14 protein-coding genes are annotated in these 13,203 nt (G+C 31.2%); 8 read left to right on the forward strand and 6 right to left on the reverse strand.

Annotated features, from left to right (window positions below):
- The gene (locus tag PF021_RS04565; protein ID WP_271021238.1) at window positions 1-300 is read right to left on the reverse strand and encodes an AtpZ/AtpI family protein; all 300 of its coding nucleotides are present in this window, start codon (window positions 298-300) and stop codon (window positions 1-3) included.
- A complete protein-coding gene (gene hemL, locus PF021_RS04570; RefSeq protein WP_271021239.1) occupies window positions 290-1,600 on the reverse strand; it encodes a glutamate-1-semialdehyde 2,1-aminomutase in 1,311 nt (436 codons plus the stop codon). Before hemL ends, PF021_RS04565 begins: the two co-directional genes overlap by 11 nt.
- A gap of 139 nt (window positions 1,601-1,739) precedes the next feature.
- On the opposite strand from hemL, the gene PF021_RS04575 reads away from it, so the two are divergent.
- Together PF021_RS04575 and feoB are read left to right on the forward strand one after the other, a co-directional pair.
- On the forward strand, window positions 1,740-1,970 hold the full coding sequence (locus tag PF021_RS04575) for a FeoA family protein (protein WP_271021240.1): 231 nt from the start codon (window positions 1,740-1,742) through the stop codon (window positions 1,968-1,970).
- On the forward strand, window positions 1,963-4,077 hold the full coding sequence (gene feoB / locus PF021_RS04580) for a ferrous iron transport protein B (protein WP_271021242.1): 2,115 nt from the start codon (window positions 1,963-1,965) through the stop codon (window positions 4,075-4,077). Before PF021_RS04575 ends, feoB begins: the two co-directional genes overlap by 8 nt.
- Window positions 4,078-4,083: 6 nt before the next feature.
- Here feoB and PF021_RS04585 read toward each other — a convergent pair whose 3' ends face one another.
- Together PF021_RS04585 and PF021_RS04590 are read right to left on the reverse strand one after the other, a co-directional pair.
- A complete protein-coding gene (locus tag PF021_RS04585; RefSeq protein WP_271021243.1) occupies window positions 4,084-5,682 on the reverse strand; it encodes an N-6 DNA methylase in 1,599 nt (532 codons plus the stop codon).
- Window positions 5,682-6,920 (reverse strand): aromatic amino acid transport family protein, encoded by a 1,239-nt coding sequence (locus tag PF021_RS04590; RefSeq protein WP_271021244.1) that lies wholly within the window; start codon window positions 6,918-6,920, stop codon window positions 5,682-5,684. The genes PF021_RS04585 and PF021_RS04590 overlap by 1 nt, the downstream gene beginning before the upstream one ends.
- Window positions 6,921-7,022: 102 nt before the next feature.
- Between PF021_RS04590 and PF021_RS04595 the strand changes: the two genes are divergently transcribed.
- The 3 genes from PF021_RS04595 to PF021_RS04605 all read left to right on the forward strand — a co-directional run bounded on the left by PF021_RS04595 (window position 7,023) and on the right by PF021_RS04605 (window position 9,731).
- Entirely contained in the window at window positions 7,023-8,189 is a 1,167-nt protein-coding gene (locus PF021_RS04595; protein ID WP_271021245.1) for a peptidoglycan glycosyltransferase FtsW, read from the forward strand.
- Window positions 8,190-9,437, forward strand: a complete 1,248-nt coding sequence (lysA, locus tag PF021_RS04600) for a diaminopimelate decarboxylase (protein WP_271021246.1) — start codon at window positions 8,190-8,192, stop codon at window positions 9,435-9,437.
- 93 nt (window positions 9,438-9,530) lie between these two features.
- Window positions 9,531-9,731 (forward strand): YqaE/Pmp3 family membrane protein, encoded by a 201-nt coding sequence (locus tag PF021_RS04605; protein WP_271021248.1) that lies wholly within the window; start codon window positions 9,531-9,533, stop codon window positions 9,729-9,731.
- A 38-nt stretch (window positions 9,732-9,769) separates the two neighbouring features.
- On the opposite strand, the gene rsfS is transcribed toward PF021_RS04605, so the two are convergent.
- On the reverse strand, window positions 9,770-10,108 hold the full coding sequence (gene rsfS, locus PF021_RS04610; RefSeq protein ID WP_271021249.1) for a ribosome silencing factor: 339 nt from the start codon (window positions 10,106-10,108) through the stop codon (window positions 9,770-9,772).
- On the reverse strand, window positions 10,101-10,649 hold the full coding sequence (gene nadD, locus PF021_RS04615; protein ID WP_271021251.1) for a nicotinate (nicotinamide) nucleotide adenylyltransferase: 549 nt from the start codon (window positions 10,647-10,649) through the stop codon (window positions 10,101-10,103). Before nadD ends, rsfS begins: the two co-directional genes overlap by 8 nt.
- Window positions 10,650-10,709: 60 nt before the next feature.
- Here nadD and PF021_RS04620 point away from each other — a divergent pair, with 60 nt between their 5' ends.
- The 3 genes from PF021_RS04620 to truA are packed head-to-tail and all read left to right on the forward strand — an operon-like array spanning window position 10,710 to window position 13,168.
- Window positions 10,710-11,420: a prepilin peptidase gene (locus PF021_RS04620; RefSeq protein WP_271021252.1), complete on the forward strand. Its 711-nt coding sequence runs from the start codon at window positions 10,710-10,712 to the stop codon at window positions 11,418-11,420.
- Complete coding sequence (locus PF021_RS04625; RefSeq protein WP_271021253.1) at window positions 11,417-12,445, forward strand: LptF/LptG family permease; 1,029 nt, start codon at window positions 11,417-11,419, stop codon at window positions 12,443-12,445. Before PF021_RS04620 ends, PF021_RS04625 begins: the two co-directional genes overlap by 4 nt.
- Window positions 12,446-13,168 carry a tRNA pseudouridine(38-40) synthase TruA gene (truA, locus tag PF021_RS04630; protein WP_271021254.1) on the forward strand — a complete coding sequence of 241 codons (723 nt, stop codon included), beginning with the start codon at window positions 12,446-12,448 and terminating at the stop codon, window positions 13,166-13,168.
- Window positions 13,169-13,203: the final 35 nt, after the last annotated feature.

Genomic DNA, 13,203 nt, shown 5'->3' on the forward strand with positions numbered 1-13,203 from the left:
CTATTCCCCTGTTTTTAAATCTTGCTTATAGCTATATTTTGGATCTTTTGCTAATTCGCTTAATTCTTTTTGTTGTTGTTTATATGCTTTATAAACATTTAAAATAGCAGCACACACACCCCATACAACCCCAAGCCAAAATAGCCATCTATATCCAAATAGATTCTCAAGAAAATATCCAATACCAACACCAATTAACACCGCAATCACCATAGAAATACCAAGAGTTGCGTGAGAATATGCCAAAATAGCGTCTTTATACTTTGGGGTTTCTTTAGATTCTATGTCTTTATTGTCCATTAGATTTTATCTCCAATACTACTTCTCTAGCTCTCTCTAAAACGCTATCAATAATTTCTTCATTCATACAAGCATTAATAAACCCAGCTTCAAATTGCGAAGGAGCAAAATACACGCCTTTATTTAGCATTCCATTATGGAATTTAGAAAACATATCTACATCACTCTTTAAAGCGGTATCAAAATCTGTAACTTCATGTGTATTAAAGAAAAATCCAAACATGCTTCCTCTAACACAAGTTTGCAATGAGATATTATGAGCCTTACAAATATCACTTAGTCCATTTGTTAATCTTATCGCTAAAGCTTCTAAGCGTTCGTATATTTTTGGGGATTCTTTTAGCTTCCTAATCATGACAAGTCCAGCAGACATAGCAAGAGGATTCCCACTTAGTGTCCCTGCTTGATACACACCACCATTTGGTGAAAGAAGAGAAAATATATCATCACTCCCCCCAAATGCACCAACAGGCATACCTCCACCAATTACTTTTCCAAAAGTTACTAAGTCAGGCACAATACCATAAAACTTCTGTGAACCGCTAAAAGAGGCTCTAAATCCGCTCATAACCTCATCTAAAATAAGCAAAATCCCCTCACTCTTACAAATAGATTCTAAAGACTTTAAAAACTCTATCTTAGAAGGCACAAGCCCCATATTTCCAGCTATTGGCTCAATAATCACACATGCTACACCATTACTATTTTTTTTACTAAATTCTATACATGATTTGACACTATCTATATCATTGTATTTTGCAACTAAAGTATGCTTTGTTATGTCATTTGGAACGCCAGGAGAGCTAGGAGCACCAAAGGTAGCCATTCCGCTTCCACCCTTTACAAGCAAACAATCACTATGTCCATGATAACAACCCTCAAACTTAATAATATCATCTCTAGAAGTATAAGCCCTAGCAAGTCTAATGGCACTCATTGTCGCCTCTGTGCCACTTGATACGAATCTTATCTTGTCAACACCATCATAAACTGAAATTATTTCTTTTGCCAAATCTGTCTCTAAAGTAGTTGGAGCACCAAAGGAAAACCCTCTCTTAGCACTCTCAATCACGCATGATTCTATATCACTATCACAATGCCCAAAAATAAGCGGTCCCCAACTTTGCACAAAGTCTATATATTTGTTTCCATCTTCATCTATTAAATATGTCCCCTTGCCTTCCCTTATAAAAGGTGGCGTAGAATTAACGCTCTTAAAAGCTCTAACAGGTGAATTTACACCTCCTGCTATAACTTGTTTTGCTTCATTGAAGCAATTAATACTATTTTGTAGCTCCATGTTTTTACCTTGAGAATATTTTTTAAAATCATACCAAAATAAGAGATTCGATATGAAACATCAAAATGAGAATAAATTTTAATATTGCTTTTAAGTTTAAAGGAATACAATATATCAATTTTCAAATGGAGGTTTGGGCATGACAATTGATATGCTACAAAATGGTGATACTGCGATAATCACTGCACTAAATGTAGATAGACAACTAAAAGATAGATTCTTTAGTTTTGGATTTTTAAAATCTAAAAAAATAAAGAAAATCGAATCTTCACTTAAGGGTTCAACAATACTAGTGGAACTTGATAAGGGTTGCATTATATTAAGATCTGAAGAGGCAAAAAGAATAGAAGTGGAGAAAGTAAATGGATAAAACAATAAAAGTAGCACTAATAGGACAACCAAATGTAGGCAAAAGCCTACTTATAAATGCACTTTGTAAATCAAGCATGAAAGTTGGTAACTTCCCCGGTGTAACAATACAAAAAGCAGAAGCATTTACAACATATAAAGATTATGAAATAAAAATAATAGATCTTCCGGGAACTTATTCTTTATATGGATACTCACCAGAGGAGAAAATCACTAGAGAATTTGTGTTAAGTGGCGATTATGATGTAATAGTAAATGTAGCAGATTCAACAAACTTAGAAAGAAATCTACTCCTAAGCGGACAAGTTTTAGAAACACAAAAGAAAATGATTCTAGCATTAAACATGTCAGATGAAGCACAAAATGAAGGCATTAACATAAAAATAGATTCAATGAAAGAATTGCTTGGAGTAAATGTAGTAGCTATATCTGCAAAAACAAAAGAAAATCTAGATAATTTGTTAGAGCTAATAATACAAACACATACACAAGAAAAATACCAAAACAAAAGAATCTATAGCGATAGCATAGAAAAAGAAATAATAAAAATCACAGAGTTTTTAAACGAAAAAAATGATAGCTCAATAAAAGAGCTAAACCTAACAAACAGGGAACTATCAATACTCCTACTAAAGCAAGATGAAGATACTTATAGTCTAATAAAAGAAAAGCCGATATGGATAGAACTGTTACCTATTTTGCAAGAATCCACACAGAATCTATATAAGTCATATGACACAAAAAATATAGAAGATATTTTCATAGTTGATTTACATGCCTTTGTAAGTGGAATAATAACTGAGACAACAACTTACAAAAACACAGAACAAGAAAGCTATACAAAAAAGATAGACAAAATACTAATCAACAAATACATAGGGATTCCTATATTTTTATTTTTTATGTGGGTTTTATTTCAGCTCACATTTACACTAGGTGCTGCACCTATGGACTTTATTGAATCTTGCATTAGTGTAACTAGTGATTTTATAAAAGAAAATATACAAAGCGAATTATTAGCCTCACTATTAGCAGATGGCGTTGTTGCTGGTGTTGGAGCAGTTATTTTATTTTTACCAAATATAGTTATATTATTCTTTGGTATATCATTGCTTGAAACTACTGGCTATATGTCCCGTGTGGCATTTTTATTAGATGGCTTCTTTCATAGATTTGGATTACACGGCAAGAGCTTCATACCTTTAGTCTCTGGTTTTGGTTGTTCTGTGCCTGCGTTTATGGCTACTAGAACACTAAAAAATAAAAAAGATAGATTACTTACATTATTTATAATCAACTTTATGAGTTGTGGTGCTAGATTGCCTGTATATGTGCTTTTTGTTGGTGCATTTTTCCCTGCTGATGTAGCAGGAAACTGGCTATTTGGCATATACATTCTTGGTGCTATCTTAGGATTAATAATGGCAAAGATTCTAAGAATGACAGCTTTCAAAGGAGATGATGAACCATTTGTCATGGAAATGCCAAAATACAGAATCCCAAATTGGAATTTAGTATGGTTTTCTGTGTATTCAAAGGCAAAGATGTATCTAAAAAAAGCAGGAACATTTATTTTTGCAGCTTCAGTTCTAATTTGGTTTGCTAGCACATTTCCGATACAAGAAGAATTGCAAGCACAATATGCTTCAAAGATAGAATTAGCAAATGAAGAAGATAAAGAATCCTTAGAATTCGAATTACAAGAGCAATTAATAGAAAATAGTTATCTTGGTCAAGCAGGAAAAATTATTGAACCTATATTTAGACCACTTGATTTTGATTGGAAAATGAGTGTGGCTTTAGTTAGCGGATTAGCAGCAAAAGAAGTTGTTATATCTACTATGGGGGTGCTTTATTCTCTAGGTGGTGAAGTTGATGAGACAAGCGATGGGCTAATGCAGGCAATAAAAGAAACAATCCCACTTAAAATCGCAATAGGATATATATTGTTTATAATGATCTACAATCCATGCCTTGCAGCAACGGTTGTCTTTGGCAGAGAAGCTGGTGGATTTAAATATATAGTATATTTATTCTTATTTACATGCATTACAGCATATATTGTAGCATTGATAGGCTCGATAATTGCAAATGCTATTTTAGGTTAGAGATTCTTAACTTAGAATCTCTAATATATTATTCTTATGGACTTTAATCTTCTTATACTCTTCACATATCATTTGAAACTTATTTAAATCGCCCTTTAAGACATCTTTTGGTATCTCTAAATTTAAAATTATTTTATCTGTGATTCTTCCATTATTTTTTGCATAAAGTTCGCATAATTTACTATAACCTGCACTAGATAAAAAATACAAATACAAACAAATAGCAATCTCACTACTCTTAGCCCTCAAAACCAAAATACCAGTATTAGCCACTATTGGCTTATCGCTAGAACCTATAATTGTTATTTTTGGCGATACTCCACGCATACTTAAGCATATATCATGCTCTCTTAGTGCATATTTTAAAATTACACTATCTTTTAATGTATGCTCACGCAACTCTTCTGTAAAACCATACTCTGCAAAAGAATTAACCCCAAGCTCATAACAAGATATTAGATTCTTACCATTTCTATCTTCAAATCTCTGCCCTCTAAAGCACATAGTTAGACATTCTTTAAGTTTGATACAATCTACATTATTTGTTCTTTTTAAATAAGCGCTAACAGATAAATCACTCTCTAAAGAGTTATAATCAACTAAGATTGAATCTTCTTTATCTTGCTTAGAAAGATATAAATCCAAAATATCATGCTCTCTTATTATTTTGTTGTATTTACCATCTTTTATAAAGTAATTTTGTGCATTTATAAAAAACACCTTTTTATTATCCTTTGATAATACTATCAAAGAAAACTCCGCATTATTTGCAGGAAAAATATTTTTAGGAAGGCTAATTACGCATTCTAAGAGATGATTTTTAGTTAGATAAGTGGCAAATTTTTTATTTATTAATGTTACATCTCTAACTATAAAAACCGCCTTTGTTTTTAAATGCTTCAAACAATGTGCCAAAAATGGTAACTCTGGCATTGTTTTTATATGCTTACCAAAAATAGTTAGATTTTTATCATTATGGGGGAGATTTAATGATTTTAAAATAGGAGGATGACAAAATATCTTGTCATATTCTTTATTGTTGCTTGAATCTAAAAATATATCAGACACGCTAAAATTAACTTTTATCCCCACAAAGTATGAGAGCATTCTAGCAATATTAATCAAGGTTGGATTTATGTCATTTGCATACACTTTGCATTCTTTATCACCTAAAGATAAGAGCCAAGTTCCAAAGCCACAAGTTGGATTATAAATTACATCATCTCTTTTAATATTTAAAATACCATTTGCAATCTTGCTTATCTCAAGCGGAGTAGCATAATTATGTAGCTTTAAAATAGTTTTCTTAAATACCAAAGATTCAACAAAACTTTCAATTTCTTTGATGCTTATATCATTTTTTGCAAGACTTTTTAGTATTTTTTTCCAGTTTAGCCCCTCTGGCAACCTTCTAGATTTAATACCTAAACTATTTATATACAGATAAAAAGATTCTAAAATCTCCTTATCTTTTGAATCTAAAATTTCATTAAACAATTCATTATTTTGTTTTAATAGTATGCATTCAAATAATATTTCACAAGAATGAAAATTATCAACAACAAATTTCTGTATATAGTTAAATAAAGATAATAATTCTTTCATTACTTATACATAGGCAACAATTCAAATACAAACAATATATGACACATGCCAACTACAATACCAAAAAATAATAAAAAGTATATACTAAAAGACCCACCCGGCAAAACACGCTCTTGTTTAGAATCTCTAGCACGAGATGCCTTAAGCAATAAAGCAGGAATGATAACAGACCATATAGTAGCAGCAAGTCCAGCCCACCCAATTGCTAATAAAAACCCATCAGGATATATCATACCAGCTATAATAGGAGGTAAAAATGTAACAAGCATAGTCTTAGTCCTCCCTAGCCTACTATCATCAAAACCACACAAATCAGCCATATAATCAAAAAGCCCAAGTCCAGCACCCAAAAATGAAGTAGCTACTGCCAAAAATGCAAAAGATTCAAGCATTCTTATTAAAAAAACACCATTCAAACCACTACTAGCAACACTTATTAGGTTGCTTACATTTCCACCATTTGCAATAACTTCTTTAAAATCATCTCTTAATATATTCCCATCACATGCAATAATCCATACAATATATGATACAAGTGCGATAAATGTCCCATACACGAGACATTTATTTATAGACTTTAAATCCTTGCCAAAATATTTCACCAAACTTGGCACTGAAGCATGAAAACAAAATGAAGTAAGGTATGTAGATAATGCTACAAAAACAAAGATTCCATACCCTCCACTATCATTACTAGAATCTAAAAGCAAAGGAAGTCTAATCTCCCCTATCATTCCACTCATAGCAAAGACAAACGTCAAAACCATACCGCCTATAAGCACAGCAGAGATTCTATCAACCACATATGTGCTCCACCACACACAAGCAGTCAATAATAAAACAAACAAAAGCCCAGAGATAAACTTAGGAGGCTCATATCCAAAAATAGAAGAAGTAGTATGCACCACCATAGACCCACCGCCACTAACATAAGCATAAAGCAAAATATAAAGAACAAATGCTACGCTAAGACCATTTACCAAATTCCAAAATTTGCCTAAGTTATCTTTAACTATGGTATGAAAACTTGCACCGGGTTCATATTTTAAATTTACCTCCAAAATTGCTTGAGAAGAAAACAACATCAAAATCCAAGTTACATACAAAAGACCTAAAGACCACCAAAGCCACATACCAGCTGATATTGTAGGTAGAGCCAACATACCAGCCCCAATAGCAGTCCCAGCAATAATCATAGTCCCACCAAACACACTAGCTTTATTACCAATCTTTAGCATACTTTTCCCTTTTCAAATTAAAAATTTTGGTGATTATAGCCAAAAAATTTGATAAAATTCAGCCCTAAAGCCCTTAAGGCACTACAAATTAAAAGGTTGATAATGGCAGATAAACCGCTATTTTTCTTTAGCGTTGCATTAATTACAATTAGCATTATTTTTTCATATTCACTATCTAGCTTTGCAGTGTTATATTATGGGTATAGCGAGTTTCACTTTATGATACGACAACTAATCTCTGGTCTTTTAGGGATTTTTATAATGCTACTAATTGCAAAAAGTAATCCACAAAGATTCTTGCTCAAATTTGGATTTATATTATTTTTTGGCGGAATCTTTTTGATGTTTATTATGCACTTTTTACCAGAAAGTCTAGCCACAAGTGCCGGTGGGGCAAAAAGATGGATTAGATTGCCATTTTTCTCACTTGCCCCTGTTGAGTTCTTTAAAATAGGATTCGTGGTTTTTCTAGCTTGGAGTTTCTCGCGTAAATTTTCACTTGAAGAACAAAAAGATATAAAAGAAGAGTTCTTAACATTCCTTCCTTATGTGTTTGTATTTCTAATAGCAGTATATTTAATAGCAATTTTACAAAATGACTTAGGACAAATAGTGCTTCTTGGGACAACTTTAGCTATTATGATGATGTTTGCTGGGTCTTCTTTTAAGCTGTTTTTGTATTTATTATCACTATCTTTTATGCTTTTTATAGTAGTCATTATTACAAGCACACATAGAATTATGAGGATTAAAGCATGGTGGGCTGGTGCTCAAGACATTATTTTGTCATTTTTCCCACAAAGCATAGCAGATTCGCTAAGGGTTGAAAATCTACCAGAACCATATCAAATACAACATTCTCTAAATGCGATATCACATGGTGGTTTCTTTGGTGAGGGGATTGGAAATGGACTTATAAAACTAGGATTCTTAAGTGAAGTGCATACTGATGTGATTTTAGCAGGTATCACAGAAGAGATAGGATTCTTTGGACTTTTTTGTATAAGTTTGATATTTTTGGGATTAATTTTTAGAATCTTAAAAATAGCAAATAGATGTCAAAATACAATACATTACCTTTTTTGCTCTGGCGTTGGAGTTATTTTAGGATTTTCTTTTTTGATTAATGCCTTTGGTATATCAGGGCTAATCCCAATAAAAGGTATTGCTGTGCCATTTCTTAGCTATGGCGGAAGCTCTATGCTTGCTAGTTGCGTGATGATAGGACTAGTATTATCAATTAGCAAAAATACAAAATTAGGAGGATAAATGAAAAATACAAATGCAAAAAATCTACCAAGATTAAATGGAAACTTAGAACCACAGATTTTAAAAGAAGCAATAAAGCAATTCAAAACTCCACTTTTTGTATATGACTTAGACAGGATAACAAAACGATACAACGAACTAAAAGAAGCATTTGGTGGTAGAAAAAATCTAATATGCTATGCATTAAAGGCAAACTCAAATTTGAATATTTTAAAACATTTACATTCTTTAGAGAGTGGTGCTGATTGTGTATCGCTTGGAGAGATAAAAAGAGCACTAAAAGCTGGAATTCCAAGCTATAAAATAATATATAGCGGTGTTGGCAAACAAGATTTAGAGATACAAGAGGCAATAAACTTAGGAATCTTATTTATAAATGTAGAGAGTTTTGAAGAGCTACTAAGAATAGAATTAATAGCAAAACAACTAAACAAAACTGCAAGAATCTCAATTAGAGTAAATCCAAACATAGATCCACAAACTCACCCATATATATCAACTGGACTACAAGAAAATAAATTCGGTGTTAGCATTGAAGATGCAAAAGCCATGTATATACACTCCAAAAACTCACAAAGTTTGGAACCAATTGGCATACACTTTCATATAGGAAGCCAACTAACAAAACTCCAACCAATAGAAGAATCTGCTAGAAAAATAGCTTCTCTGACGCATAGTCTAATAGCATTAAAAATTGACATAAAATTCTTTGATATAGGTGGTGGGCTAGGAATTACATATAATGATGAAGAAACTATTAATCCATACGACTATGCCCAAGCGATACTAGATTCAATAAGGGGTTTAGATGTAACAATAATATGCGAGCCTGGTAGGTACATAGTTGGCAATAGCGGAGTGTTTCTAACACAAGTTTTATATGAAAAAAATAACTCAAATAAAAGATTTACCATTGTAGATGGTGCTATGAATGATCTAATACGACCAAGCTTATACAATGCTTATCATAAAGTAGTAGCACTAAAAGATTTAGAAGAAACAAGTGCGACTGATGTAGTAGGTCCTGTGTGTGAAAGTGGCGACTATCTAGCAAAAAATGTTCTATTGCCAAAGTTAGAACATGGGGATATACTAGCAATCTTAAGTGCGGGTGCATATGGCTTTAGCATGTCAAGCAATTACAACACTAGAGGAAGATGTGCTGAAATAGCAGTAAAAAATGGAGAAATAAAGCTAATACGAAAAAGAGAAAACTTTGAAGATCTAATAAGATTAGAAGAAATTTGATTTTACCAAACAACTTACTTGACATTTATAATATTCGATTATAATATTCGATTATAGAATATAAAACATATTTTAATAATTAAGGAAAATCACATGAGACTTGTTATTAGTGTTTTGTTGCCTTGGCTTGGATTTTTTACCATAGGGCGTCCTATTGCTGGAATTATCTGCTTATTTTTACAAATAACGCTAATAGGTTGGTTGCCAGCTGTTATATGGGCTATATATGCTTTAGGGCAATATAAAACAGACAAAAAAATAGAAAAAAATATTAAAAGAAAAACAATAATTTAAACAATATATAAAATACAAGAGTTATCATTGAAAGTATTTTAATATAACTCTTTATTTTGCAATTTAATTAAAAATTCCTCTAAATTAAACTTTTTTCTTTGATTTTCTGTAAATATATGAACAATAATGTCGCCTAAATCTGCAACAATCCAATCTGCATTTTCATCATCAATATTAAAAAAACTCTCACCCATAGGCTTTAACTCTTGTTTTAAATAATCAAGCAAGGCAAGTGCATGTTTATCAACTAAAGCCGTGGATAAAACGACATAATCCACAAAATAATCAGTATCCTTTAAATCAAAAACCTCTACATTTTCTGCCTTTTTTTCATCTAATAAATTCTTTATTTTTTCTACTATTTCTACTCTATTCATACAACCTCTCTATATCACTTAAAATCTCTTTTGGCAAATACCTCAAAATCTCTCTATCTTTTTCCTTTAATGCTTCTTTAATTTGCGTAGAACTAATATTTATACGCACAAAAGGTAATCTGTTATAATTTAAGACATTTTTATTTCTAGGAATTATAACAAATTCGACTTTTTCTTTTAGAGATTCATATCTATACCATCTCTCTAAAGTCTCTAAATTATCATCTCCAAGCAGTAAATATATCTTTTGTGGATTATATTTTTGCTCTATAAAGCTAATTGTGTCTATTGTTGGCGTTGGCTTATTGTTGCATATTTCATAATCCAAAACCTCAACTAAAGATTCATCTCTAAAAATCCTAACAAGCCAATCAAACCTCTGCTGTGGTGAGAATAAAAAGGATTCCTTAAAAGGATTAAGATATGTAGGTATGAGCAAAAGTTTTGAAATATCTAAGTTCTTTATAGCACTCCTTACTATCTCTATATGTGCTATATGTGGTGGATCAAAGCTCCCGCCAAAAACTGCTAAATCTCCCATGAATCTCCAAGATAATAATTTAGCTAAAATTCTAGCAAAATAAATAATATAAGGTATCTTGTGTATATTTTAATATTTTTGCTTGGAATTTCTTTTGGCTCATTTTTAAACTTGCTAATTTATAGAATCCCAAAAAACCTATCAATAATAATTCCAAATTCTTATTGCAATAATTGCAAAACACCACTAAAGCTCCTAGCCAAGATTCCTCTAATATCTTATTTCACTCACAACAGATGTGCTTGTGGGTATAAAGTTCCTTTTTATTATTTTATCCATGAACTATTAGCTGGAATATTGTGCGTAATGCTTTATTATTTCTTCGGAGTATTTGGGCTTTTATATTTTTTATTATTCTTATTTTTTTATTGTTTGGCATTTATTGATTATATTTTACTAGAGATTCCAAGTGTATTAAATTTTCTTGTGTTTTTCTTGGCCATAGCAACGCAATATCAGTCCTTATACGATTGTATTATTAATTCATTGCTATTTATGGGTTTTATAAGCTTTCTAAAAATATTTTTAGAAAGCATCTTAAAAAAGGAAGTCTTAGGCGAAGGAGATATTATAATCTTTGGCACAATAGGAGCTAGTTTTGATACATTGCATGCCATGATATGTATATTTATTAGTGCATTGTATGCGTTATTGTTTATGATTTTTTATAAAAAACAAATAATCCCATTTGTGCCATTTTTATTTTTGGGATTCTTTAGTGTATTTTTTGTAAAATACGCTTTTCAAATTAATTTAGGATTCTTGTTTTGAGGGTAAAAAACTACATTTTTCAAAATTTCGCACAAATATTTTTTCCTATATTTTTAGTGTTATTTTTTATTGCCTCTGTTATAGTATTTATTAGAATCTCAAGTGTTACATTTGTTGTGAAGATAAGTTTTTTTGAGCTTTTTGCTTTATATTTTTACACCATGCCTCTTATGGTGTTTTTTGTCATACCAATTACATTTTTTATAGCCTCCACATTATCACTCTCAAAGCTGTGCTATGACTATGAACTACCTGTATTATTCTCACTAGGGCTAAATCCACAACACATAGTTAGAATATTTGCCCCCATAGCATTTCTTGCAAGTTTTTCGCTTCTTATTTTATCCTTAATCTTAACTCCTCTTAGCGATAAGGCATATAGAAGCTTTATTGATTCAAGAAAAAGTAGCATTAGTTTAAATCTAAAATCAGGTGAATTTGGACAAAGAATTGGAGAATGGCTAGTATATGTAAAAAGTAGTGGCGATGATATTGGTAAATATAAAGACATAGTTTTGTTGTCCTTTAGCAAAGAAGGGGGATTGATTTTGGCACATGATGCACATTTATACAATAACCAATCAAACTTAGAAGCATTACTAAGAGATGGCATGATATATCGTTTATCAAACAATGAAGTAGAAAAAATAACATTTGACAAACTAATCTTGCGAAACAATATAAATTCTAATAACAATGAGAATTTAAGCATATTTGAATATTGGAATATAGCATTTAGTAAACAAGAGGAGCAAAAAAAAAGGCTAAGAAATCTAAGCCTTTATATACTTATGTCAATTTCTCCAATAATTAGCCTTTATTTTTATTTATTGCTAGGGGTTAAGAATCCAAGATACCAAAAAAACTACACAACAGCTCAAATAATGCTAATTATAGGAATCTTTTATGGCTTTATATATGCAATATCAAACTACCTACCAATAGTTGGCACGATTTTATTCCCTATTGCTTGGTTTGTAGCAGGATATATTGCATACAAAAAAACCATAGGCAGATTCTACTAAATGAACATAGCCATGATTTTATCCTATGATGGAAGCTATTTTAATGGCTTCCAATCACAAAGTGATAAAAGCGGTGTGTATGATTTTCTTCAAGAAAAACTAAACAGTGTTGGTATTTTTAATAAATTCCAAGCAAGTGGCAGAACAGATAAAGGTGTGCATGCAAACTATCAAGTAATCTCACTTAATATCCCATCTTTTCATAAAAACCTAGAATCCCTAAAAGAGATATTAAACAACAAGCTATACCCAAAAGTAAGAATAAAAAAGATGCTTAAAGTAGATTCTAACTTCCATGCTAGATATAGTGCTAAGAAGCGATCATATTGCTATATTATCTCAACTAAATATTCTCCATTTCTAGCTAACTTTTCACACTACCACAAACTAGAAAATCCAAAACTACTAAAAGATTCAATTAAGCTCTTAGAAGGGATTCATGATTTTTCTAGCTTTATGAAAAAAGGTGGAAGCGGAGAGTTAAACCAAACAAGAATTATGTATAAAACGAGAATCTTAAAATATAAAGATTTTTATGTTTTTTATTTTTGTAGCAATGGATTTTTAAGGTCGCAAATTAGACTTATGGTTGGGTATTTATTAGAAATTGATAAAAACACAAAAAGTATAGAATCTCTAAAAGATGCTCTCTTAAACAAAAGCCAACAAAGCATACTAAAAGCACAAGCAAATGGGCTATTTTTAAACAAAGTGTATTACTAAATGTTTAGAAAAATACCTTATAATAATTATTTTAA

The organism is Helicobacter ibis (assembly GCF_027859255.1).
Classification (GTDB): domain Bacteria; phylum Campylobacterota; class Campylobacteria; order Campylobacterales; family Helicobacteraceae; genus Helicobacter_D; species Helicobacter_D ibis.

Coding starts and splice junctions, on each gene's coding strand:
- lysA (WP_271021246.1), top strand. CDS start 8,190: ATGAAAAATACAAATGCAAAAAATCTACCAAGATTAAATGGAAACTTA.
- hemL (WP_271021239.1), bottom strand. CDS start 1,600: ATGGAGCTACAAAATAGTATTAATTGCTTCAATGAAGCAAAACAAGTT.
- PF021_RS04565 (WP_271021238.1), bottom strand. CDS start 300: ATGGACAATAAAGACATAGAATCTAAAGAAACCCCAAAGTATAAAGAC.
- feoB (WP_271021242.1), top strand. CDS start 1,963: ATGGATAAAACAATAAAAGTAGCACTAATAGGACAACCAAATGTAGGC.
- truA (WP_271021254.1), top strand. CDS start 12,446: ATGAACATAGCCATGATTTTATCCTATGATGGAAGCTATTTTAATGGC.
- PF021_RS04605 (WP_271021248.1), top strand. CDS start 9,531: ATGAGACTTGTTATTAGTGTTTTGTTGCCTTGGCTTGGATTTTTTACC.
- PF021_RS04575 (WP_271021240.1), top strand. CDS start 1,740: ATGACAATTGATATGCTACAAAATGGTGATACTGCGATAATCACTGCA.
- PF021_RS04590 (WP_271021244.1), bottom strand. CDS start 6,920: ATGCTAAAGATTGGTAATAAAGCTAGTGTGTTTGGTGGGACTATGATT.
- rsfS (WP_271021249.1), bottom strand. CDS start 10,108: ATGAATAGAGTAGAAATAGTAGAAAAAATAAAGAATTTATTAGATGAA.
- PF021_RS04585 (WP_271021243.1), bottom strand. CDS start 5,682: ATGAAAGAATTATTATCTTTATTTAACTATATACAGAAATTTGTTGTT.
- PF021_RS04595 (WP_271021245.1), top strand. CDS start 7,023: ATGGCAGATAAACCGCTATTTTTCTTTAGCGTTGCATTAATTACAATT.
- nadD (WP_271021251.1), bottom strand. CDS start 10,649: ATGGGAGATTTAGCAGTTTTTGGCGGGAGCTTTGATCCACCACATATA.